This window comes from Pectobacterium aroidearum (assembly GCF_015689195.1).
Lineage (GTDB): Bacteria > Pseudomonadota > Gammaproteobacteria > Enterobacterales > Enterobacteriaceae > Pectobacterium > Pectobacterium aroidearum.
The window spans coordinates 1409222-1435854 of sequence record NZ_CP065044.1 but is presented as its reverse complement, the minus strand read 5'-3'; the positions used below and the strand labels follow the sequence as shown (position 1 = coordinate 1435854).

9 protein-coding genes are annotated in these 26633 nt (G+C 54.6%); 3 read left to right on the top strand and 6 right to left on the bottom strand.

The annotated features are described in order from the left end of the window. Window positions 1–141 precede the first annotated feature (141 nt). Window positions 142–4029 (bottom strand): phosphoribosylformylglycinamidine synthase, encoded by a 3888-nt coding sequence (gene purL / locus I2D83_RS06405; RefSeq protein WP_205947735.1) that lies wholly within the window; start codon window positions 4027–4029, stop codon window positions 142–144. 198 nt (window positions 4030–4227) lie between these two features. Here purL and mltF point away from each other — a divergent pair, with 198 nt between their 5' ends. Further along, window positions 4228–5754 (top strand): membrane-bound lytic murein transglycosylase MltF, encoded by a 1527-nt coding sequence (gene mltF, locus I2D83_RS06400; protein WP_374190923.1) that lies wholly within the window; start codon window positions 4228–4230, stop codon window positions 5752–5754. Between the two features lie 154 nt (window positions 5755–5908). Here mltF and tadA read toward each other — a convergent pair whose 3' ends face one another. From tadA to murQ, 3 genes are all read right to left on the bottom strand, one after another. Next, entirely contained in the window at window positions 5909–6385 is a 477-nt protein-coding gene (tadA, locus tag I2D83_RS06395; protein ID WP_220273805.1) for a tRNA adenosine(34) deaminase TadA, read from the bottom strand. A gap of 113 nt (window positions 6386–6498) precedes the next feature. Further along, a complete protein-coding gene (gene yfhb, locus I2D83_RS06390; RefSeq protein WP_015841228.1) occupies window positions 6499–7137 on the bottom strand; it encodes a phosphatidylglycerophosphatase C in 639 nt (212 codons plus the stop codon). 31 nt (window positions 7138–7168) lie between these two features. Further along, window positions 7169–8095 carry an N-acetylmuramic acid 6-phosphate etherase gene (gene murQ, locus I2D83_RS06385; RefSeq protein ID WP_181848822.1) on the bottom strand — a complete coding sequence of 309 codons (927 nt, stop codon included), beginning with the start codon at window positions 8093–8095 and terminating at the stop codon, window positions 7169–7171. 412 nt (window positions 8096–8507) lie between these two features. Here murQ and lapG point away from each other — a divergent pair, with 412 nt between their 5' ends. Then, window positions 8508–9197 (top strand): cysteine protease LapG, encoded by a 690-nt coding sequence (gene lapG, locus I2D83_RS06380; RefSeq protein WP_205947734.1) that lies wholly within the window; start codon window positions 8508–8510, stop codon window positions 9195–9197. Between the two features lie 9 nt (window positions 9198–9206). Beyond that, entirely contained in the window at window positions 9207–11159 is a 1953-nt protein-coding gene (gene lapD, locus I2D83_RS06375; RefSeq protein ID WP_181829131.1) for a cyclic di-GMP receptor LapD, read from the top strand. Between the two features lie 168 nt (window positions 11160–11327). On the opposite strand, the gene I2D83_RS06370 is transcribed toward lapD, so the two are convergent. Both I2D83_RS06370 and I2D83_RS06365 read right to left on the bottom strand, forming a co-directional pair. Beyond that, the gene (locus I2D83_RS06370) at window positions 11328–11672 is read right to left on the bottom strand and encodes a tryptophan synthase subunit beta (RefSeq protein ID WP_181829132.1); all 345 of its coding nucleotides are present in this window, start codon (window positions 11670–11672) and stop codon (window positions 11328–11330) included. Window positions 11673–11731: 59 nt separating this feature from the next. Further along, complete coding sequence (locus I2D83_RS06365; protein ID WP_205947733.1) at window positions 11732–26392, bottom strand: Ig-like domain-containing protein; 14661 nt, start codon at window positions 26390–26392, stop codon at window positions 11732–11734. Window positions 26393–26633 lie beyond the last annotated feature (241 nt).

Sequence of the window (26633 nt, the reverse complement as noted above, 5' to 3'; positions counted from 1 at the left end):
TGTCACGCCGCTCATATAAATCAACATGTTAAATGTCACCAATTAGAGACAACAAAAAACCAGTCCGTCGCAAAAAAACGACAATCGGAAAGAACGGACGTAAAAAAGGGGCCAAAGCCCCTTTATCTGACTAATATTCGCTTAGCCCAGCTGTCTGCGCGCATTGCGGAACATACGCATCCACGGGCCATCCTCGCCCCACTCTTCCGGGTGCCAGGAGTTACTGACAGTACGGAACACACGCTCAGGGTGCGGCATCATGACCGTTGCCCGACCGCTGGTGCTGGTAACCGCCGTAATACCGTTTGGCGAGCCATTCGGGTTAGCCGGATAGTTCTCAGTGACCTGACCGTAGTGGTTGATGTAACGCAGCGCCACCAGACCGTGTTCTTCAATCGCCGCCAGATGGGCATCGTCGCGGACTTCAACCTGACCTTCTCCGTGTGAAACGGCAATCGGCATGCGCGATCCAGCCATATCATTCATGAACAGCGACGGGCTTTTCTGCACTTCGACCAGGCTGAAGCGAGCTTCAAAGCGATCGGATTTATTGCGGACAAAACGCGGCCAGAGATCGGCACCTGGAATCAGTTCACGCAGGTTAGACATCATCTGGCAACCGTTACATACACCCAGCGCCAACGTCTGCGGACGCAGGAAAAATTCCGCGAATTCATCGCGAACGCGAGAGTTGAACAGAATGGACTTCGCCCAACCTTCGCCAGCTCCCAGCACGTCACCATAAGAGAAGCCACCGCAGGCAACCAAAGCCTGGAAATCCTGCAAGTTACGGCGATTCGCCAGCAGGTCACTCATATGGATGTCAATGGCATCAAAGCCAGCGCGGTGGAATGCCGCCGCCATTTCTACGTGAGAGTTAACCCCCTGCTCACGCAGGACAGCCACTTTAGGCCGGACATTCTTCGCAATATAAGGTGCTGCGATATCTTCCTGTGGATTGAAGGTCAGCGCCGCGTTAAGGCCGGGATCGTTATCATCCTGTCTGGCGATATGTTCCTGATCGGCACACTGCGGGTTATCGCGCAGGCGCTGCATCTGCCAGCTGGTTTCTGCCCACCAGCGACGCAGCGTTGAACGGCTTTCCTGATAAATCGCTTCTGCACCCTTATTGATGGTGAAACGTGTTCCTTCTTCAGCCTGACCGAGATAATGCACGCAGTCCGCCAGACCATGCAGTGCCAGAACCGCATTCACTTCAGCACGGCGTGCAACCGGGATCTGAATGACAGCACCAAGCTCTTCGTTAAACAGCGTCGCCAGCGTATCCTCGCCCTGAGAAGCGATATCGACAGTAATGCCACAGTGGCCAGCAAACGCCATCTCAGCCAGCGTAACCAGCAGGCCGCCGTCTGAACGGTCGTGGTAAGCCAGAAGCGCCTTATCCGCAACCAGCTGCTGCATAGCATTAAAGAAGCCCGCCAGTTGTTCTGGACTATGCACATCTGCCGTCTTACGACCCAACTGACGATAAACCTGCGCCAGCGCCGTCGCGCCCAGCGCTTTATTGCCTGCGCCCAAATCGATCAGCAGCAGTGCATTATCCTGTCCGGTACGCAGCTGTGGTGTGACCGTGTTACGCACGTCTTCTACACGAGCAAACGCAGAGATCACCAGCGACATCGGCGAGGTGACCGCGCGATCTTCACCCTCTTCCTGCCAGCGGGTTTTCATCGACATGGAATCTTTACCCACCGGGATCGTCAGACCCAGCGCCGGACACAGCTCCTCACCCACGGCTTTCACCGCTTCATACAGACCGGCATCTTCACCCGGATGCCCCGCTGCCGCCATCCAGTTCGCAGACAGCTTAACGCGAGTCAGCGGGCCAATGTGCGTAGCAGCAATGTTGGTCAGCGCTTCACCGACGGCCAAACGCGCAGAGGCCGCGAAGTTACGCAGCGCAACTGGCGCACGTTCGCCAATAGACATCGCCTCGCCGTAATAGCTGTCAAGGCTGGCGGTCGTCACCGCACAGTCAGCCACCGGAACCTGCCACGGGCCAACCATCTGATCGCGCGCGACCATGCCAGTAACAGAGCGGTCGCCAATGGTGATCAGGAAGGTTTTTTCTGCCACCACAGGCAAATGCAGCACGCGCTCGACCGCTTCGGCCAGATAGATTTCATCACGCTGTAGCGGTGTACCTTCAACCTGCTTGCGTTCAACATCACGCAGCATTTTCGGCGTTTTGCCCAGCAGCACGTCCAGCGGCAAATCGATAGGCTTGTTGTTAAAGTGACGATCGTTCATCGTCAGATGCAGTTCTTCCGTCGCCTCGCCAATCACCGCATAAGGTGCGCGTTCACGGCGGCAAATCTCATCAAACTGTGCCAACTGCTCTGGCGCAACGGCCAGAACGTAGCGCTCCTGCGATTCATTACACCAGACTTCCAGCGGGCTCATGCCCGGCTCGTCATTCAGAATATCGCGCAGTTCAAAACGACCACCGCGGCCACCGTCGCTCACCAGCTCCGGCATCGCGTTGGACAAGCCACCCGCACCGACATCGTGAATGAACAGGATCGGGTTGGCTTCACCTAATTGCCAGCAGCGATCGATCACTTCCTGACAGCGGCGCTCCATTTCCGGGTTATCGCGCTGTACAGAAGCAAAATCCAGATCCGCATCAGACTGGCCCGATGCCATAGAGGAAGCGGCACCACCGCCCAGACCGATATTCATGGACGGCCCGCCCAGCACAATCAGCTTGGCGCCGACGCTGATTTCACCTTTCTTAACGTGATCGGCGCGGATGTTGCCAATACCGCCCGCCAGCATGATCGGTTTGTGGTAGCCACGCAGTTCTGTGCCATTGTGGCTATCGACACGTTCTTCATAAGTACGGAAATAACCCGTCAGTGCAGGACGGCCAAATTCATTGTTGAATGCCGCGCCGCCCAGTGGGCCTTCGGTCATGATATCCAGCGCGCTGACAATACGCTCTGGCTTGCCGAACTCTTCTTCTTCCCACGGCTGAATAAAGCCAGGAATACGCAGGTTCGATACAGAAAAGCCCACCAGACCCGCTTTCGGCTTGGAGCCACGACCTGTTGCGCCTTCATCACGAATTTCACCACCAGACCCTGTTGCTGCGCCCGGCCACGGAGAAATCGCGGTTGGGTGGTTATGCGTTTCAACCTTCATCAGGATATGTGCATCTTCCTGATGGTAAGCATATTGCCCTTTGGTATCAGTGTAGAAACGGCCGACGGCGGAACCTTCCATGACAGCAGCGTTATCTTTATAGGCAGAGAGAACGTGATCGGGCGTGTGTTCAAAGGTGTTTTTGATCATTTTGAACAGTGACTTCGGCTGAGCAACGCCGTCGATCACCCAATCAGCGTTAAAAATCTTGTGGCGGCAGTGTTCAGAGTTCGCCTGTGCGAACATATACAATTCGATATCGTTAGGATTGCGGCCCAGTTTGGTGAAGGCTTCCAGCAGATAATCAATTTCATCTTCCGCCAGTGCCAGTCCCAGACGGACGTTCGCGTCTTCCAACGCCTGACGCCCTTGCAGCAGAATTTCGACGCGTTTGAAAGGTGCAGGCTGATGATGAGAGAACAGCGCTTCGGCCTGTTTCAGGTCGCTGAATACGCTTTCCATCATCCGGTCATGCAGCAATGCCCCCAGTTGCTGCCACTGTTCATCGCTCAGCGTAGGCGCATGAATATAGAAAGCCAGACCGCGTTCCAGACGCAGTACCTTGCTTAATCCACAGTTATGGGCGATATCCGTTGCTTTAGAAGACCACGGGGAAATCGTGCCGGGACGCGGCGTGACCAGTAACAGATGGCCTTGCGGCTCGTGCTCCGCGAGAGAAGGACCATACTTCAGCAAACGTGTCAGTTTGGCCTGTTCATCGTTGTTCAGCGGGGCGCTGACATCGGCGAAATGTACGTATTCAGCATAGATATCGCTGACCGGCAAAACGTGCTCTTTGCAGCGGACCAGCAATTTATTAATACGAAAAGCCGATAAAGCAGGTGAACCACGCAGTATTTCCATAATCTAAAGTTCTCTCGTCTTCGATGCACTGGCTGCGATACAGCCATTGGGCACAACAGGGGGGAAACGCGCACATTATAGAGAATCCTTCCCCCGGACGAAACCGTTTGCGTGGCGATAATTTCACTTCGCATGAGGAGAATGATTAATCGGTGACCAAATCAATAAAAGTTGCACACTGGCGGTTTGTTAAGCAAAATGCCCCCACTCTGGGAAATGACGTATAAAAAAACTGCCGTTACAGACAGACAGGCCATACGGCCGCCGAGAGATAACTATTTGAAGCCTTTAAAATTAAATTATTTTTTCATCGGGATTATCACGTTACTGCTGGCGTTAGCGCTATGGCCTAGTATTCCCTGGCGCAGTAGCCAGGATGCTCAGCTCAGGCAGATCCTCTCACGCGGTGAGTTGCGTATCAGTACGGTCAATTCACCGCTGACTTATGCAATGAGCAACGGATCCCCGACAGGTCTGGATTATGAACTGGCAAAACGTTTCGCCGACTACCTCGGCGTCAAGCTGGTGGTCTCGTCACGCAAGAACCTTGACGAACTGTTTGACGATCTGGACGGTGACGATGCCGATCTGCTGGCCTCAGGGCTAATTTACAATCATGAGCGTCTGGAACGCTTCCGTGCTGGCCCAACCTACTATTCCATTTCACAACAGATGGTCTACCGCCTCGGCTCGCCTCGTCCAAAAACGCTGGATAAGCTGCAAGGCCGACTCGTCGTTACATCCGGTTCAGCGCACGCGGCGACCCTGCGCGATCTCAAGGCAGAGAAATACCCGCAGCTCAGTTGGGAATCGGCCTCCGACCAGAGCACGCAAGAATTACTCAAGCAGGTTGCTGACGGCAAGCTGGACTACACGCTGGGGGATTCCGTCACCATTGGCTTGATGCAGCGAATTCATCCGCAGCTCGCCGTCGCCTTCGATCTCAGTGACGAAGAGCCCGTCACCTGGTATATGCGCCGTTCGCACGATGACAGCCTATCTGCCGCGCTGCTGGACTTCTTCAGCCAGATTGTCGAAGACGGCACGCTCGCGCGTCTGGAGGAGAAATATCTCGGCCACGTTGGCGAGTTTGACTATGTCGATACCACCACGTTCTTGAGTGCGATTGATGAAACGTTGCCGGATTTACGCCCTCTATTTGAAAAATATGCTACCGAAATCGACTGGAAGCTGCTGGCCGCCATCTCCTATCAGGAGTCACACTGGAACCCACAGGCGACATCACCGACCGGCGTGCGTGGGCTGATGATGCTCACACGCAACACCGCAGAAAGCCTGAACGTGACCGATCGCGTCGACCCGGAACAAAGCATTCGCGGCGGCGCGCAGTACATGTCGCATATGATGCAGAAAATGCCGGACACCATCCCGGAAGATGAAAAAATCTGGTTTGCGCTGGCGTCCTACAACATGGGGTACGCCCATCTGCTTGACGCGCGTAAATTGACTGAAAAACAGAAGGGTAACCCCGATAGTTGGGTTGATGTGAAGATGCGCCTGCCGATGTTGAGCCAAAAGCGCTACTACACGCAAACCACCTACGGCTATGCACGCGGACATGAAGCCTATAACTACGTGGAAAACATTCGACGTTATATGGTGAGTCTGGAAGGTTACCTGATAGAGAAAGAAACGAAAGCGCAACAACAGACTCAGATAGCACAAGGCTACCCGGTCGTTCCTCTCAACAAGGTGCCGGAATAAGTCGACATAAAGGAAGAAAAACGCCGCAACGCCTGCGTGAGTGCTAGTCACTTCATCCCCATGTTAGAAGAAACACGGGGATGAGGTTCCCGCAGGGGTGCCTCGCCCGTGGTCGCGCCGTATGTATCTCGGTTCTTAAACGCGCGGCAATATGCTATTCCTGCGCGGCGTTTTTCTCTGCCGCCCGACGGGCTTTATGCTGCTCACGGCGCAGGCGAAAGAACGTACTGAGCGTTGCAGAACATTCCTCAGCCAGAATGCCGGATTCAATCACGATCTGATGGTTCATGCCAGGGTGACGCAGAATGTCCACCAGCGACCCTGCCGCCCCGGTTTTCTCATCTGATGCACCGTAAACCAAACGGCCAATACGGCTGTGTATCATCGCGCCTGCGCACATGATGCAGGGCTCCAACGTGACATACAGCGTGGTATCCAACAGGCGATAATTCTGCAACACCTGCCCTCCCTGCCGCAGCGCCATAATCTCAGCGTGCGCGGTAGGATCGTGATGTCCGATGGGTCGGTTCCACCCTTCGCCAATGGCTTCATTATCCAACACCAACACCGCACCAACTGGCACTTCGCCTTCATCCTGTGCACGCTGAGCCAGCGTCAATGCATAGCGCATCCAGTATTCATCATTACTCACGCGACTCACATTTCCTCATTCAACAATTCACATTTTGGCGGCGCATTATATCTATATGGAGAGATGAAAAATCAGATGAAAGGATGAAAAAATCATTCCAGCTGTTGCAGGCTACCGTCGGGGGTCACCCGCCAGCGGTGTTCGCAGAAATAGAGCAGCGGGTTGTCTTGTTTACTGTCGCTGTAGCCACTGTAGAGTTTGAGCGGCGCGCCCAGACGCTGCTCCATCTGAACGACTTTTTCATGCCCCAGACAGCGCAACGTCAATACCCAGCCGCCGTAGCGGCGTGTAATCTGGCTCCCCATCAGGCGAACACCGGGCAGAAAAGGGGAATCGTGATAGACCTGTTCGACCAGCCGCTGCGGCGATCCGGTCACCAGCCACACCTGCGCGTCACTATCTTCAAGATAGGTTTTCAGCCGCTGCTGAACCTGCGGAAACGGGATAACATCATGACGAAACGCGCCGACGAACTGCTTTTCCAGTTGAACCAGTTCCTCTTCATCGCGCCCAAACGTAATCGCCCACAGCAGCCAGCTCATCGGCCACCGCGCGGCACGGCCGCGAATCAATAAACCCAGTCCGATAACGGGCAATAGCGGGATAACCAGAACCAGATTTAGCGGCAGCCGACGAAGTAAAAAACGCAAAAAGCTGCCAAACATGTCCTGCTGATGCAACGTGCCATCCAGATCAAAAAAAACAATGCGTTGCTCTCGCTTATCACTCAAAACGTTTCTCCCGACTTACACCAAGGTAATGTTATCCGCCAATCAGCGCCTCACGCAGATAACCGTTGTGTTGTTTCAGGCGCTCACGCGCCGCTGCCACATCAATATTCGCCAGAAGCATCAGAATGGCAGGCTTCACTTCATTATCCGCCAGCACCAGCGCCTGCCGCGCCTTTTCCCGCTCGGCACCCGTCGCTTCAACGACAATGCGGCAAGCCCTGTCCAACAGTTTCACGTTGGTTGCCTTCACATCAACCATCAAATTCTGGTACACCTTCCCCAGCTTAACCATTACGCCGGTAGAAATCATATTCAGGACTAATTTTTGTGCCGTTCCAGACTTAAGCCGCGTGGAGCCCGTTAACGCTTCTGGGCCAACGACGGGAGAAATCGCCACCTGCGCCTCCTGTGCGATAGGCGATTGCGGATTGCAGGAGATCGCCGCCGTCCGGCAGCCTACATCACGCGCATAGCGCAGTGCGCCAATCACATAAGGCGTTCGTCCTGATGCCGCAAGACCGATCACCATATCCACAGCGGTTAAATCCAGCGCTTTTAAATCCGCTTCACCGAGTGCGGGATCGTCTTCCGCACCTTCCACCGCCTTCAGCAGCGCGCCCGGCCCACCGGCAATCAGGCCGATAACCAGCCCGTGTGGTACACCAAATGTTGGCGGACATTCTGAAGCATCCAGTACGCCTAAACGACCGCTGGTGCCCGCGCCCAGATAGATCAGCCGCCCACCCGCCTGTAGCGAAGCCGTCGCCAGATCGACCGCTTCGGCAATCGCAGGTAAAACCTGCGCAATAGCTTCAGGCACTTTCCGATCTTCCTGATTAAACGCGTGCATCATCTCCAGTGTAGAGAGCTGATCCAACGCCATCGTTGCCGGATTTCTCGTTTCGGAAACCAGTTTACCTAAATTAAGGTTATCGCCATTCGTCACATCTGAATGCATTCCACTACCTCATGCTTCTACATGTTTATGACAAACCACCATTTTCACCACTATACCCGTCATACTTCAAGTTGCATGTGCGTTGGCTGCACTACTCGGCCCACTCACGTGGACCTCGCCCCGTTGGGGCCGCTGCAAGCAGCGTTCAAATCTGCCTCTGGCAAATTTGTCAGTCACCCGAATCACTTACCTCAGTAAGCTCATCGGGATGAAATGAGAGACATCCTGTCTCTCACCGGAGGCCAGCCGTTGGCTGGTCAAATTCGTTCCCGACGAATTTGTCCTTCTCTTGCCGCCTGCCTGAAACTCGAATTATTTAGGGTATATATGCTTTTGGGGCCTGTGAAAGTACGCTATTCTGCATCGAATTCACTCGCCACATGCACCTCGCAAGGTAAACAGAGAAACCTCAGTGCGACTCCCCAGGTTCAGACTCTCCAGTTACAAGCTCTTCTTTATTAGCTGTCTGCTGTTTCTGCTGGCGGGTTCTCTGCGCGCGGACTGGGATTTTATTACCATCAATCAGCGTACCGAGCAGCTTTATGGCCCGGCAACGCCCGATGCTCGCCGCCGAATAGACGAGTGGCAGACGCTGTTGGCCACTTCCCGCAATAAAGAGGAAAAGGTTCTACTCAGTAGCGTGAACCAATTTTTTAATGACCGCATGCTGTTCCGTGATGATATTGTCGTTTGGAATCAGGAAGATTATTGGGCAACCCCGATTGAGGCGCTACGTAAAGGTGCCGGGGACTGCGAAGATTACGCGCTCGCCAAGTATTTTACGCTGCGCCATTTAGGCGTCCCGGCGGATAAATTACGTATTACCTATGTTAAAGCCCTGCGTCTGAATAAGGCGCATATGGTGGTCACCTATTATCCAACGCCCACCTCGATTCCGCTGGTGCTGGATAATCTGACCGACAAGATCCAACCCGCGACAGAGCGCACTGATTTAGTTCCGGTGTACGCCTTTAATGGCGGTGGCCTCTGGCTGCCCGGAGCCAGCGGCAGCAACAAACGCGTCGGTGACAGTAAACGACTTTCACGCTGGCAGGATGTATTAACCAAAATGCGTGCCGAAGGGTTTTCAATTGAGGAGTAAGGGTAGGCTATGTCTCTATACAAACAACTACTGATAGCCATCTGCCTGTTTGTGCTAATCATTTTCAGCGGGAGCTTTTTCGTCAGTCTGGAAAATTCGCGTGAACAGTACAACAACCAGCTTCACTCTCACGCTCAGGATGCCGCCACCGCGCTTGGGCTTTCCCTGACGCCGAATATCGATGATCCAGCCATGGTCGAACTGATGGTCAGCTCGATTTTCGACAGCGGCTATTTTTCCAGTATTCGCGTGCGGGATTTAAAAACCGGCAACGTCACGCTGGAGCGTACTGCATCGCCGGATATCCCTGACGTACCGGGCTGGTTTGTCCGGTTAGTGAACCTGCAACCCGGCGCGGGCGAAGCCATCGTGATGCGCGGCTGGGAACAGGCAGCAAAAGTCGAAGTTATCAGCCACCCGATGTTCGCGGTGACCCGACTGTGGCGCAGCAGTACCGCAACCTTCCTGTGGCTGCTCGGCTGCGGCACGCTGGGCGTGTTTATTGGCGCGCTGTTCCTGCGCCGCCAGTTACGCCCCCTCGATTATATTGTCGATCAGTCGCTGGCGATTACCCGTCGAGAGTTCCTTAGCCAGCCGGATTTACCCAATACGCCGGAATTCCGCCGTGTCGCACAGGCGATGAATCTGATGGTCAGCAAGCTCAAAACACTGTTTGAAGAAGAAGCCGAACGGAGCGAGCGCTTACGTCAGGATGCCTATCAGGATCCACAAACCGGATTAAATAACCGTCGTGCGTTTGACATGCAGTTCAACGATAAGCTGGCTGATGAAGAGACGGCACCCGGCTTCCTTATTATGCTTCGCGTTCAGGATCTGGCGGGGATGAATCAGCGACTGGGCGGCCAGCGTACCGATGCGCTGTTAGCCTCTGTTGGGCATATTCTGCGTAAAACACAAAAGCAGCATACGAATACAGAAAGTCTTCTGGCACGTATCCGCGGGGGAGAATTTGCGCTGTTCTGTCCAGGGCTGGTCGATAAAGAAGCCTATGCACTGATTGGCGAACTGGCGCGCAATATCGAAACGTTGCATCTGACGGGCGAAACCGACGTCTCCCCTGTCGCCCAATTCGGTATGGTGCCTTTCCGTCCCGGCGACACCGCACAATCCCTGTTTATTCAGGGCGATCAGGCGCTCACACAAGCCGAAAGCAATACCGATACCACCGCCCCTCGCGAGATCCCATCCGTCAGTGCCGAACAGATCGAAACCGATCGCCATAGATGGTTTAACCTGCTCGATCCGATCCTTGAACAGGAACGCTTGCAGCTTTTCCTGCAACCCGTCGTCGCGTGTGACGATCCCAGTCAGGTGCTGCATCACAAGGTACTAGCGCGTATTCAGGATGAGCAAGGAAACAGTATCGCCGCGGGCCGTTTCCTGCCGTGGATCCAACGCTTTGGCTGGGATACGCGTCTGGATCAGACAATGCTGCGCGAAGTGTTGGATTATTTGCGCCAGCACGACGGCAACCTCGCGCTGAGCCTGTCCGGCGCCACCGTCCTGAATCGCCACCTGCTCGCCGATTTGCTTGCTCCGCTAAAACATCAGCCCGATGTTGCCAGTCGACTGATTCTGGAACTGGATGAGAATCAATTGCCAGACAGCGCCCAACTGGAAGCTTTAATCAAATTATTGAATGAGCATGGCTGTGCGCTGGGGCTCCAGCATTTTGGTGGACGCTTTAATATGATCGGCAACCTGTCCCAATGGGGGCTGGCTTACCTGAAAGTTGATGGCAGCTACATCCGTAATATCGATCAGGAAAGCGATAAGCAAATGTTTATCGAAGCACTGTATCGTGCCACCAATAGTATTGCCCTGCCGCTTATCGCTGAACGCGTTGAAACCGCAGGTGAGCTGAAAGTGCTACAGGACATGGGGTTACAGGGAGCCATGGGACGGCTACTGGGTGAACCCGCGCCAGCAGCCAGATCCTAACGCTACATCGTTTGGGTAAGCAGCGTTATAACGCCCCCAGCGTCTCTCGACTATCTTGAGAAGCTGGGGTGTGTTGACTGACAAGGTACGTGTTGAAAAGCAGGAAACAGCGGGATGGGACGTTGAGGCATTCTTTCTTCAAACATTTTTTCTTAAAACACGCTTTCCTTAAAACATCGTCTCTTCATCGTCACCAATCAGCTTGTTCAACCCGCCATTCAGCGCTTCACGCGCCTGCGCGCGGTTGATCAGCTTCAGCTGCGCGGCCTGAGGGAAATCGGTAATGCTCACCACCCCTTTCTGGATCAAAACCTGAATTAAATCCTCCAGCACGCGCACCATTTCCAGATCGCTTTGCCGCAGTTGCTGCAAGCTGGACATCGCCGCCTGATGGCTACGGAACCAAGCCAGTGCCTCGCGCGAATCATCAGGCAACTCGCCATTCATTTCAGGAAAAGGACTCTTTTCTACCTTCATCAGGTGGCCATCACTGTCACGCTGGATATAAAACATTCTCGGAGACCTTTTAAGTTTTTGATAAAGAAAGGAGCCGGGCAGGCTCCCCCTTTTCGTCAGCTAGACTGTTCTGGTTTGCTGATCAGACTTTCAAGCGACGGCAATGCACCATTATAGTGTTCCAACGTAATCGACACTGCAACCGTTCCGCCTTTATCCGCCGTAAAGTTCCCTGCGGTGCTAACCTCAATCGTCGGTGAACCGTGATTATCGGTGATACGGATATAGCGGCTGATATCGGTTCCCTCTTCCAGTTCGCCAACCAAATCGCTTAAATCAATCCGGTCGCCCTCTTTGGCATTAAAGTCTTTGATCACATCGTTGCCGATATCGCCAGCCTGCCACTTAAAGATATCCGCGCCCGCACCGCCGATGAGCGTATCGCCTCCGGGGCCACCGATCAGGATATCATCCCCCGCGCCGCCGTAGAGCAGGTCATTACCTTCTCCGCCAATCAGCGTGTCATTTCCACCCTGACCGAAAAGAATATCATTCCCTGCCCCACCGTTGAGTATGTCATTGCCATCTTTCGCCGACGACAAATCAAACTCCGCGCTGTGCGTGGCAATATAACTATGCATCTCTTTGGCAGTCGGCACGCCGGTTTGCATACCTAGCTGCTTGCCGATGTAGTTCTGCAAGGCAGTGATACCGTTGCCGTCGATATTAGGAAACGACACCACATCGCCGAACAGAATGTCATTCCCCAACCCACCGTTCAGTTGGTCATTACCCGCATGTATTGATTCGCTGCTGCCCAGGATCGCTTTATTAAGGTTAGCAGGATCAATGTGATCCTGAACCACACCGTCAGTGTCATAGCGTTTCAGCGTATCGCCATTTAGATCAGCACCAATACCGATCGCTTCAATGGTCGACTGCTTCTTCAACAAATTGAAAGCCTCAGCCGCATTGGTATTGCTGACATCGCGGTTGCCTGAATTATCAACCCAGTACCAGTTGCCGCGATAGTCTTGCGCCCAGTAACTGCTGTTGTTACCGACGCCGCCCAGAGAGGAGATTTCATACGTTCCATCCCCCTGTGCGTGTACCTGACCAATCACCTTACCCGTGACTTGATTGCTCTTATCACTCCATGCATATTGGTAGACATTACCTTTGCTATCAATGACTTCGCGTACAGCACCGCGTACATCCATAGAGTAGGACTGTCCTGGCTTGTAGGCGATGTTATCGATATTCAGCGACTGCCACCAGTCACTCACGCGCACTTCATTGGATTCATTGGTCTGATAGTAAGTCGGCTCACCATCTGTGATGAAATACGTCAGGTTATTCCCCACATTATTTTTCACCACATCGCTTTGGAACCAGTTAGCCGTCGTCTTGAACACATCTTCATAGTTGGTTCCGCCGCCTTTCTCCGATCCCCCAACCATTGAATTCAATACGGCAGTCAGCTTATTCAGAGCGCTGGCGTCGTTCAGGTTCACGGAGATAGTTTTCCCCACCTGGGTATCAAAATCAGCCAGAAAAACGTTTACCGTACCGGAATTCACGCCGCTGGCACTGTTGATCAAGCTTTTAAACACGTTGCTCAACGACGTACGCGTATTCTCGATATCCGTTGACGACATACTGCCGGATGAATCGACCATAAAGGCAATGTTGTAATTCTGGCCTTCAATGATCTGCAAACCGGAGACATCCGCGACCATCACATCATGGCTATGCGTGCCAGACATCTTGTCGTCACCGATCGTACCGATACTCATCCCGTACTGTTCAACGCCTCCGGCAGAATACCCGGTCGCCGTGTCGTGGTTGGCGATTTCTGTCGATGTTGCCTGTGCAACCACGTTGAACTTACCGGCATCAACAGGTACTTCAAGCGTAATCTTTCCAGCCAGCGTCTGAGCATTATTGGCGTTCTTGATGAGGTACGATCCATCATCGCCAACGGTGTATTTCACATTGTTAATGTGGTCAGTCAGCACCGTCCCTTTCGGGATCCCCGTGAGCGTAATCCCTGACAGGGTTTCACTCCCGTCGCGATCGGTCAGAGCTGCCGAGACATCAATGGTATGTGTCTGCGTACCTGCCTGTCCGGGCACCGTTTCCACTTTCGCGCTGTTAGTACCCGGCGTGTATGTCGTGCCGTCGCTGTAGATCACGCCTTCAATATTGTTGCTGACCTGCGTGGTAAACGAACCAGACTTACCGCTGCCATCGGTATAGTTGACTTTCAGTCCATCCAGCGTGTTAACCGACGTATCCTGATTGTTGTTCGTGCTATAGGTTGCGTTATAGGTGTAACCCGTTTCTTTCATGACGAACACATAGTCAGAATGCGCACTGCTACCGTTATTCGTTCGGTTACCGTTAAACGAATCCAGATCGCGATGATCCTTACGATCGGCTGGCCAGTCACTCTGTCGATAGAAATACCCGCTATTGGAATGCACAACGAAAATATCGCTGTAGCTGCCGTCTCCGCTGGTATTGCCCTGACTGTAGTACGCGACCTTGCCATTACCGACCACCGTCGGTACCGGATCCCCTTCGGTCAGCCAAACGCGGACACCGTTGCCGACGGCGACAATTTTCCCATTCTGTACGTCAAAGCCACCGTTGGCGCTACCGCCATTGACCTTAATAATCTCCGAAGAGGTCGGCGTTGTCGCGCCACTGGTGATGCTCAGGCTCACTACCGGCGCATCAGCTACAGGTGTTATGCCAATGTGCAGCGCGGCTTTATCACCAGTGTTACCTGCGACATCAACAGGACGATAACCAATATCACCCAGCGACGCACCAGAGATATTGCCCACAGGCGTAAAGCGCAGATCGGTGTTACCTGCGGTAAAGGTTTGCCCAACCGTGACCGCTTTCCAACTCCCGCTGTCGTTAAAATAGAGCGTACCCGCACTGACTGGCGGTAAAGACGAAATCACGATACTTGTGGTATCGCTCGATACGCCCAGATCGCTCCAGCCAATATGAAGCGGCGTGTCTTCGGTACCAGACACCGCATTGTCGTGCGCAACTGGCGGCGTAATATCCATGATCGCCTGACTGCTATCATGCGCCTGATTACCTGCCGCATCGGTCGCCGTCGCTCCAGCGGTAATCTTGCCTTCTGCTAGCGTGCTCAGATCGACATTTGTCTGCCATTTACCATTCGTCACAGGCACGTCATGCACCGTAACCGACTTACCATTCACATCGGTAAAGACCAGATCGACTTTTTTCTCGTTACTGGTGCCGCTGACTAGCGTGTTTTTCGATTCGCTCTGGCTGACATATCCATCGTTGCCAGCAAAATTTGTAATATCAATTTCTGGTGCAGTCGTATCCACACCGTAAGCATGAGTCGTATCGGCGGTAGTGACGTTGCCCGCCGTATCGCGTGTGGTCACGGTAGCACTCACATCGCCATTGGCGGCTAATACAGAACCCGGAACGTTGACGCTCCAGGTCTTGCCATCGGCATTCACCGTGGTCTGGTAGGTTTCGGTACCGACTTTAACGGTGACTGCATCACCCGCTTTAACGTCGTGATCCACTTTACCCGTCACGGCTATCGTCTGGCCGGATTCACTGGCATTAATCACGTTATCCGACGTGACGTTATCGATAGTAATCGACGCGATCGGTGCAACCGTATCGACACCGTAGGCATGGCTGGTATTGGCAGTGGTGACGTTGCCTGCCGGATCGCGCGTAGTGACGGTAGCGCTCACATCACTGTTGGCAGCCAGCACCGATCCCGGAACGTTCACGCTCCAGGTTTTGCCATCGGCATTGACGGTCGTCTGGTAGGTCTCGGTGCCGACTTTTACCGTAACCGCGTCGCCCGCTTTGACGTCGTTATCGACTTTACCGGTCACGGCTATCGTCTGGCCGGACTCGGCCGCGTTAATCACGTTATCGCTGGTGACGTTATCGATAGTAATGGAAGCCGTCGGCGCCACGGTATCGACACCGTAAGCATGAGTCGTATTGGCCGTGGTGACGTTGCCTGCAGGATCGCGCGTGGTCACACTGGCACTCACATCGCCATTCGCGGCTAATACAGAACCCGGAACGTTGACGCTCCAGGTTTTGCCGTCCGCATTCACCGTGGTCTGGTAGGTTTCGGTACCCACTTTGACGGTAACCGCATCACCGGCTTTGACGTCATTATCCACTTTACCGGTGACGGCTATCGTCTGGCCGGACTCGGCCGCATTGATCACGTTATCGGACGTGACGTTGTCGATAGTAATCGAGGCGGTTGGCGCAACGGTATCGACACCGTAAGCATGAGTCGTATTGGCAGTAGTGACGTTACCTGCGGTGTCACGCGTGGTGACGGTAGCGCTCACATCACTGTTGGCGGCCAGCACGGAACCGGGAACGTTGACGCTCCAGGTTTTACCGTCGGCATTGACGGTGGTCTGGTAGGTCTCGGTACCCACTTTAACGGTAACCGCATCGCCCGCTTTGACATCGAGATCCACTTTACCGGTGACGGCTATCGTCTGCCCGGATTCAGTCGCGTTAATCACGTTATCGGACGTGACGTTGTCGATTGTAATGGAAGCGGTTGGCGCGACCGTATCGACACCATAAGCATGACTGGTATTGGCGGTGGTGACGTTGCCCGCCGCATCACGCGTAGTCACGCTGGCAGAGATATCGCCATTGGCGGCCAGCACGGAACCGGGAACGTTCACGCCCCAGGTTTTACCATCGGCATTCACGGTGGTCTGGTAGGTCTCGGTGCCGACTTTAACCGTAACCGCGTCGCCGGCTTTAACGTCATTATCGACCTTGCCGGTGACCGCTATCGTCTGACCGGACTCACTGGCATTAATGACGTTATCCGACGTCACATCGTCGATAGATATCGACGCGGTTGGTGCAACCGTATCCACGCCGTAAGCATGGCTGGTATTCGCGGTGGTGACATTACCTGCGGTGTCACGGGTTGTAACTGTCGCGCTCACATCGCCATTGGCGGCTAATACCGAACCCGGAACATTGACGCTCCAGGTTTTACCATCGGCATTGACGGTGGTCTGGTAGGTTTCGGTACCCACTTTGACGGTAACCGCATCACCCGCTTTGACGTCGTTATCAACCTTACCGGTGACCGCAATGGTCTGACCGGACTCGGCCGCGTTAATCACGTTATCCGACGTGACGTTATCGATAGTAATCGAGGCGGTTGGCGCAACCGTATCGACACCGTAAGTGTGATTCGTGTTGGCGGTGGTGACGTTGCCTGCCGCATCGCGCGTGGTGACCGTGGCGCTCACATCACTATTCGCGGCCAGCACCGATCCCGGTACGTTAACGCTCCAGGTTTTACCATCGGCATTGACGGTGGTCTGGTAGGTCTCGGTCCCGACTTTAACCGTAACCGCGTCACCGGCTTTGACGTCATTATCCACTTTACCGGTCACGGCTATCGTCTGGCCGGACTCGGCCGCGTTAATCACGTTATCACTGGTGACGTTATCGATAGTAATGGACGCGGTTGGTGCAACGGTATCGACACCGTAAGCATGGCTGGTATTCGCGGTGGTGACGTTACCTGCTGCATCACGGGTGGTCACGCTGGCGTTCACATCACTATTCGCAGCCAGCACCGATCCCGGAACGTTGACGCTCCAGGTTTTTCCATCCGCATTCACCGTGGTCTGGTAGGTTTCGGTACCGACCTTAACGGTAACCGCGTCACCCGCTTTGACGTCATTATCCACTTTACCGGTGACCGCAATCGTCTGCCCGGACTCGGCCGCGTTAATCACGTTATCGCTGGTGACGTTATCGATAGTAATGGACGCGGTTGGTGCAACGGTATCCACACCGTAAGCATGGCTGGTATTGGCGGTTGTAACATTACCTGCGGTGTCACGCGTGGTGACGGTGGCGCTCACATCACTGTTGGCGGCCAGTACGGAACCGGGAACATTGACGCTCCAGGTTTTACCGTCCGCATTGACGGTGGTCTGGTAGGTCTCGGTGCCGACTTTAACGGTAACCGCGTCACCCGCTTTGACGTCGTTATCGACCTTACCGGTGACGGCTATCGTCTGGCCGGATTCAGCCGCGTTAATCACGTTATCCGACGTCACATCGTCAATGGTAATAGAAGCCGTCGGCGCAACCGTATCGACACCGTAGGCGTGAGTCGTGTTGGCGGTGGTGACGTTACCTGCGGTGTCACGCGTGGTGACCGTCGCGCTCACATCACCATTCGCCGCCAGCACCGAGCCCGGAACGTTGACGCTCCAGGTTTTACCATCGGCATTGACGGTGGTCTGGTAGGTCTCCGTACCCACTTTCACCGTAACCGCATCGCCCGCTTTGACGTCGTTATCCACTTTACCGGTGACCGCTATCGTCTGCCCGGACTCGCTGGCATTAATCACGTTATCTGACGTGACGTTGTCGATAGTAATCGACGCGGTTGGCGCAACCGTATCCACACCGTAAGCATGAGTCGTATCTGCGGTGGTGACGTTACCTGCTGGATCACGCGTGGTCACGGTGGCGGAGATATCGCCATTGGCGGCCAGCACCGAACCCGGAACATTCACGCTCCAGGTTTTGCCGTCGGCATTGACAGTGGTCTGGTAGGTTTCCGTGCCGATTTTAACGGTAACTGCATCACCGGCTTTGACGTCGTTATCGACCTTACCGGTGACGGCAATGGTCTGGCCGGACTCATCTACATTAATCACGTTATCGGACGTGACATTATCGATAGAAATCGAGGCGGTTGGCGCCACCGTATCCACACCGTAAGTGTGATTAGCGTTTACCGTCGTGACGTTACCCGCCGCATCGCGCGTAGTCACGCTGGCGGAGATATCGCCATTGGCGGCCAGCACGGAACCGGGAACATTCACGCTCCAGGTTTTGCCATCCGCATTGACGGTGGTCTGGTACGTTTCGGTGCCGACTTTAACGGTAACCGCGTCACCGGCTTTGACGTCGTGATCGACTTTACCGGTGACCGCAATGGTCTGGCCGGACTCAGCGGCGTTAATCACGTTATCCGACGTGACATCATCAATAGAAATCGAGGCGGTTGGCGCAACCGTATCCACGCTGTAAGCATGGGTCGTATTGGCGGTGGTGACGTTGCCCGCCGTATCACGCGTGGTGACCGTGGCGCTCACATCACTGTTGACGGCTAATACAGAGCCCGGAACATTCACGCTCCAGGTTTTGCCATCGGCATTCACGATCGTCTGGTAGGTTTCGGTGCCGACTTTAACGGTAACCGCGTCACCCGCTTTGACATCGTTATCGACCTTACCGGTGACCGCAATCGTCTGGCCGGACTCAGCCGCGTTAATCACGTTATCGGACGTGACGTTGTCGATAGTAATCGAGGCGGTTGGCGCAACCGTATCGACACCGTAGGCATGAGTGGTATTCGCCGTGGTGACATTGCCTGCCGCATCGCGCGTGGTCACGCTGGCAGAGATATCACCATTGGCAGCCAGCACCGATCCCGGAACGTTGACGCTCCAGGTTTTGCCATCGGCATTGACGGTGGTCTGGTAGGTCTCGGTACCCACTTTAACGGTAACCGCATCACCCGCTTTGACGTCATTATCGACTTTACCGGTGACCATAATCGTCTGGCCGGATTCAGCCGCATTGATCACGTTATCGGACGTGACGTTGTCGATAGTAATCGAGGCGGTTGGCGCAACGGTATCCACGCCATAAGCGTGATTTGTGTTTGCGGTGGTGACGTTACCTGCGGTATCACGCGTGGTGACCGTGGCGCTCACATCACTGTTGGCGGCCAGCACCGAACCCGGAACATTGACGCTCCAGGTTTTACCGTCGGCATTGACGGTGGTCTGGTAGGTCTCGGTACCCACTTTAACGGTAACCGCATCGCCGGCTTTGACGTCGTTATCCACTTTACCGGTGACCGCAATCGTCTGGCCGGACTCGGCCGCATTGATCACGTTATCGCTGGTGACGTTATCGATAGAGATGGAAGCCGTCGGCGCAACGGTATCCACGCCGTAAGCATGAGTCGTGTCTGCGGTGGTGACGTTGCCTGCTGGATCGCGTGTGGTCACGCTGGCGCTGACATCGCCATTCGCAGCTAATACAGATCCCGGTACATTCACGCTCCAGGTTTTGCCATCGGCATTCACCGTCGTCTGGTAGGTCTCGGTACCCACTTTAACGGTGACCGCATCGCCCGCTTTGACGTCGTTATCCACTTTACCGGTCACCGCTATCGTCTGGCCGGATTCAGCCGCGTTAATCACGTTATCGCTGGTGACATTGTCGATAGAGATGGAAGCCGTCGGCGCAACCGTATCGACACCGTAAGTGTGATTTGTGTCTGCGGTGGTCACGTTGCCTGCCGCATCGCGCGTAGTCACGCTGGCAGAGATATCGCCATTGGCCGCCAGCACCGATCCCGGAACATTGACGCTCCAGGTTTTACCGTCGGCATTCACGGTGGTCTGGTAGGTCTCGGTACCCACTTTGACGGTAACCGCATCGCCCGCTTTGACGTCATTATCCACCTTGCCGGTGACCGCTATCGTCTGGCCGGACTCGGCCGCATTGATCACGTTATCGCTGGTGACGTTATCGATAGAGATGGAAGCAGTCGGCGCAACGGTATCCACGCCGTAAGCGTGAGTCGTATTGGCGGTGGTCACGTTACCTGCGGTGTCACGCGTGGTGACCGTGGCAGAGATATCGCCATTGGCGGCCAGCACGGAACCGGGAACGTTCACGCTCCAGGTTTTGCCATCCGCATTGACAGTGGTCTGGTAGGTTTCGGTACCCACTTTGACGGTAACCGCGTCGCCCGCTTTGACGTCGTGATCGACTTTACCGGTCACGGCTATCGTCTGGCCGGATTCCGCCACGTTAATCACGTTATCGGACGTGACGTTGTCGATAGTAATCGACGCGGTCGGTGCAACGGTATCGACACCGTAGGCATGGCTGGTATTGGCCGTGGTGACGTTGCCTGCCGTGTCACGCGTGGTGACCGTCGCGCTCACGTCACTATTCGCAGCCAGCACGGAACCCGGAACATTGACGCTCCAGGTTTTGCCATCGGCATTCACCGTGGTCTGGTAGGTCTCGGTACCCACTTTAACCGTGACTGCATCGCCCGCTTTGACGTCGTTATCGACTTTACCGGTGACGGCTATCGTCTGGCCGGACTCGGCCGCGTTAATCACGTTATCGCTGGTGACGTTATCGATAGTAATGGACGCGGTTGGTGCAACGGTATCCACACCGTAAGCATGGCTGGTATTGGCGGTTGTAACATTACCTGCGGTGTCACGCGTGGTGACGGTGGCGCTCACATCACTGTTGGCGGCCAGTACGGAACCGGGAACATTGACGCTCCAGGTTTTACCATCGGCATTGACAGTCGTCTGATACGTTTCCGTGCCGACCTTGATGGTGACCGCATCGCCCGCTTTGACATCGTTATCCACTTTACCCGTCACAGCTATCGTCTGGCCGGATTCGGCAGCATTGATCACGTTATCGGACGTGACATTGTCGATAGAAATGGACGCGGTTGGTGCCACCGTATCGACACCGTAAGCGTGAGTCGTGTTGGCGGTGGTCACATTACCTGCCGTATCGCGCGTGGTAACACTGGCACTCACATCGCCATTCGCCGCCAGCACCGAACCCGGAACATTGACGCTCCAGGTTTTGCCATCGGCATTGACAGTAGTCTGATACGTTTCCGTACCCACTTTAACGGTAACCGCATCACCGGCTTTGACGTCGTGATCGACTTTACCCGTCACAGCTATTGTCTGGCCGGACTCGGCCGCGTTAATCACGTTATCGGACGTGACATCATCGATTGTAATGGACGCGGTTGGCGCAACGGTATCGACACCGTAAGTGTGATTTGTGTTTGCCGTCGTGACGTTACCCGCCGTGTCACGTGTGGTGACCGTCGCGCTCACATCATTATTTGCCGCCAGCACGGAACCGGGAACGTTGACGCTCCAGGTTTTACCATCCGCATTGACGGTGGTCTGGTAGGTCTCGGTACCGACTTTAACGGTGACTGCATCGCCGGCTTTGACGTCGTTATCGACCTTACCCGTCACGGCTATCGTCTGGCCGGATTCACTGGCATTGATGACGTTATCCGACGTGACATCGTCGATTGTAATCGAGGCCGTTGGTGCAACGGTATCCACGCCGTAAGCATGAGTCGTATTGGCGGTGGTGACGTTTCCTGCGGTGTCACGCGTGGTGACCGTGGCGCTCACATCGCTATTCGCCGCCAGTACCGAGCCCGGAACGTTCACGCTCCAGGTTTTACCGTCCACATTCACGGTGGTCTGGTAGGTTTCGGTACCCACTTTAACGGTAACCGCGTCACCCGCTTTCACGTCGTGGTCCACTTTACCGGTCACGGCTATCGTCTGGCCGGATTCGGCCGCATTGATCACGTTATCGGACGTGACATCATCAATAGAAATCGAGGCGGTTGGCGCAACCGTATCCACGCCATAAGCATGAGTCGTATTGGCGGTGGTGACGTTGCCTGCTGGATCGCGTGTGGTCACGCTGGCGCTGACATCGTCATTCGCAGCTAATACAGATCCCGGAACATTGACGCTCCAGGTTTTGCCATCCGCATTCACGGTGGTCTGGTAGGTTTCGGTACCCACTTTAACGGTAACCGCGTCACCCGCTTTCACGTCGTGGTCCACTTTACCGGTCACGGCTATCGTCTGGCCGGACTCGGTCGCATTGATCACATTGTCGGCGGTGACGTTATCAATAGAGATGGATGCGGTTGGTGCAACGGTATCGACACCGTAAGCATGAGTCGTATTGGCCGTGGTGACATTGCCTGCGGTGTCACGGGTTGTAACTGTCGCGCTCACATCACTGTTGGCGGCCAATACAGAACCAGGAACATTCACGCTCCAGGTTTTGCCATCGGCATTGACGGTGGTCTGGTACGTTTCGGTGCCGACTTTAACGGTAACGGCATCGCCCGCTTTGACGTCGTGATCCACTTTACCGGTGACGGCTATCGTCTGACCGGACTCAGCGGCGTTAATCACGTTATCGGACGTGACGTTGTCGATAGAGATGGAAGCCGTTGGTGCAACGGTATCCACGCCGTAAGTATGAGTCGTGTCTGCGGTGGTGACGTTACCTGCCGGATCGCGAGTGGTCACGCTGGCAGAGATATCGCCATTCGCCGCCAGCACCGAACCCGGTACGTTCACGCTCCAGGTTTTGCCATCGGCATTCACCGTGGTCTGGTAGGTTTCGGTACCCACTTTGACAGTAATCGCATCACCGGCTTTGACGTCATTATCGACTTTACCAGTGACCGCAATGGTCTGGCCGGATTCAGCGGCATTAATCACGTTATCGGACGTGACGTTGTCGATAGTAATCGACGCGGTTGGCGCAACCGTATCCACGCCATAAGCATGAGTCGTATTAGCCGTGGTGACATTACCTGCGGTATCACGCGCGGTGACCGTCGCGGAGATATCGCCATTGGCGGCCAGCACCGAACCGGGAACATTGACGCTCCAGGTTTTGCCATCGGCATTGACGGTGGTCTGGTACGTTTCGGTACCCACTTTCACCGTAACCGCATCGCCCGCTTTGACGTCGTTATCCACTTTACCGGTGACCGCAATCGTCTGGCCGGACTCGCTGGCGTTAATCACGTTATCCGACGTCACATCGTCGATAGTAATGGACGCCGTTGGTGCAACCGTATCCACACCGTAAGCGTGGCTGGTATTGGCCGTGGTGACGTTGCCTGCCGCATCGCGCGTGGTCACGGTAGCGCTCACATCACTGTTGGCAGCTAATACGGAACCGGGAACATTGACGCTCCAGGTTTTACCATCCGCATTGACGGTAGTCTGGTAGGTCTCGGTGCCGACTTTAACGGTAACCGCGTCACCCGCTTTGACGTCATTATCCACTTTACCGGTGACGGCAATCGTCTGGCCAGACTCAGCCGCATTGATCACGTTATCCGACGTCACATCGTCAATAGAGATCGACGCCGTCGGCGCAACGGTATCCACGCCGTAGGCATGAGTGGTATTCGCCGTGGTGACATTACCTGCTGCATCACGCGTGGTCACGGTGGCAGAGATATCGCTATTGGTTGCTAATACCGAGCCGGGGACATTGACGCTCCAGGTTTTGCCGTCAGCATTGACGGTGGTCTGGTAAGTCTCGGTGCCGACTTTCACCGTAACGGCATCGCCGGCCTTGACGTCATTATCGACTTTACCGGTGACCGCAATGGTCTGCCCGGATTCCGCCGCGTTAATCACGTTATCGGACGTGACGTTGTCGATAGAGATGGACGCCGTTGGCGCAACGGTATCCACGCCATAAGCATGAGTCGTGTCTGCGGTAGTGACGTTGCCTGCGGTGTCACGGGTTGTAACTGTCGCGCTCACATCGCCATTCGCAGCTAATACCGAACCCGGAACATTGACGCTCCAGGTTTTGCCATCCGCATTGACGGTGGTCTGGTAGGTTTCGGTGCCGACTTTAACGGTAACCGCGTCACCTGCTTTAACGTCATTATCCACTTTACCGGTGACCGCAATGGTCTGGCCGGATTCCGCCGCGTTAATCACGTTATCGGACGTGACATCGTCGATTGTAATGGACGCGGTTGGCGCAACCGTATCGACACCGTAAGCGTGGCTGGTATTGGCCGTGGTGACGTTACCTGCCGGATCACGCGTGGTCACCGTCGCAGAGATATCGCCATTCGCCGCCAGTACAGAACCGGGAACATTGACACTCCAGGTTTTGCCATCCGCATTCACGGTCGTCTGGTAGGTCTCGGTGCCGACTTTTACCGTAACCGCATCACCGGCTTTCACGTCGTTATCGACCTTACCGGTGACCGCAATGGTCTGGCCGGATTCAGCCGCATTGATCACGTTATCCGACGTCACATCGTCGATAGAGATCGACGCCGTTGGTGCAACCGTATCGACACCGTAGGCATGACTGGTATTCGCCGTGGTGACATTGCCCGCCGCATCGCGAGTGGTGACCGTCGCGCTCACATCGCTATTGGCGGCCAGCACCGAACCGGGAACATTGACGCTCCAGGTTTTACCGTCCGCATTGACGGTGGTCTGGTAGGTCTCGGTACCCACTTTAACCGTAACCGCATCACCCGCTTTGACGTCGTTATCAACCTTACCCGTCACGGCTATCGTCTGACCGGACTCAGCCGCGTTAATCACGTTATCGCTGGTGACATTGTCGATAGAGATGGAAGCCGTCGGCGCAACCGTATCCACACCGTAAGTGTGATTAGTGTTTACCGTCGTTACGTTACCCGCCGCATCGCGCGTAGTCACGCTGGCAGAGATATCGCCATTCGCGGCCAGCACCGAACCCGGAACATTCACGCTCCAGGTTTTGCCGTCGGCATTCACCGTGGTCTGGTAGGTCTCGGTGCCGACTTTAACGGTAACGGCATCGCCCGCTTTGACGTCATTATCCACTTTACCGGTGACCGCAATGGTCTGGCCGGATTCACTGGCATTAATGACGTTATCCGACGTCACATCGTCGATAGATATCGACGCGGCTGGCGCAACCGTATCCACACCGTAAGTATGATTCGTGTCTGCGGTGGTGACGTTACCTGCGGTGTCACGCGTAGTCACGCTGGCAGAGATATCGCCATTCGCCGCCAGCACCGAACCCGGTACGTTCACGCTCCAGGTTTTTCCGTCCGCATTGACGGTGGTCTGGTAAGTTTCGGTACCGACTTTAACGGTAACCGCATCGCCCGCTTTGACGTCGTTATCCACCTTGCCGGTGACCACAATCGTCTGGCCGGATTCACGGGCATTAATGACGTTATCAGATGTCACATCATCAATTGAAATTGAGGCAACAGGAGGCAGGGTATCAACCGTTATTCCTTCACTTCCCCCAGTCCCAGGAATACCTGCGGCATCGGTGTAGCTGCCGTCTGGAATGCTGACCCGAACTTCGCCCTCAAAATTGGCAGCGGGAGTTAATGTCGCTGTCCAGCGCGTGGGATCGTTAGGATCCTGCACCAGATTCGTTACTGAGCCGTTTGTTACGTTGATATCAGTGAGGTCAAAACCAACGGGCGGTTTGGTAAAAACGAAACTTATTGTGCCATCACTGTTTATGACAATGGTGACGGAAGGCGGTGTGGTATCGGTGGTATCCGTTGCCGCAGTCAGCAACGTGGATGAATTTACGCCATCCAGAACGGATGAGGCTCGGTCAGTAAACGAGATGCCCGCGGTATCATACCCAATCGGGGTAGTCACGACCTCAGCCGTCAAGTTCAGAACGACCGCGGGGTTGAAATGCCCGCCGCCGCCGTCACCCGCTTCTCCGGTGTCGTCATTACCTGCGGCAGTGGCCTCCAGCACCTGTGTCGGGTCAGCCCCTTGAGCGATAGCGTCTTGTATCGCGGCAACATCATTGGCAACATCCGCGCTTCCCTGAGAAGACGCATTACTGACATCGCTCCAGCGGCTATCACGCCCCAGATCCAATGTTTTGCCATCCGGTAATGTGATTGAAACCGCGCCGTTAGCACCGGTCACAACCTCTTCACCGCTGTAAACCCGATCGCCGGCAACCAGCAATCTCTGGCTTCCATCAAGCGCGACGATAAAAACCTGTCCAATAACGAATTTAATGACGCCAATCACACCGTTCAAAATACTTTCTCCTTGATATCTATAATTATTTTTATAATGTAGCGATATTGCGGCTGTAGGTTTTTGCTATCATCCTGATAGGGTTGATTTGCTGTGTGTCGTCCTGACATTTTATTAAAAAAAGCGTTACGATAGTGTTGTCGTGATGCGTCAAACGCTTGACTCAATGCTCGATATAATAAAAAATTCAGAATATTCTTTCCAGAACTTTACTCATTTAGAGTAACTTCTATTTTTTTCG

Excerpts from the sequence above, each read along its gene's own strand:
- purL (WP_205947735.1), bottom strand. The coding sequence starts at position 4,029 with ATGGAAATACTGCGTGGTTCACCTGCTTTATCGGCTTTTCGTATTAAT.
- mltF (WP_374190923.1), top strand. The coding sequence starts at position 4,228 with ATGCCCCCACTCTGGGAAATGACGTATAAAAAAACTGCCGTTACAGAC.
- tadA (WP_220273805.1), bottom strand. The coding sequence starts at position 6,385 with ATGCGCTATGCATTGACGCTGGCTCAGCGTGCACAGGATGAAGGCGAA.
- murQ (WP_181848822.1), bottom strand. The coding sequence starts at position 8,095 with ATGCATTCAGATGTGACGAATGGCGATAACCTTAATTTAGGTAAACTG.
- lapD (WP_181829131.1), top strand. The coding sequence starts at position 9,207 with ATGTCTCTATACAAACAACTACTGATAGCCATCTGCCTGTTTGTGCTA.
- I2D83_RS06370 (WP_181829132.1), bottom strand. The coding sequence starts at position 11,672 with ATGTTTTATATCCAGCGTGACAGTGATGGCCACCTGATGAAGGTAGAA.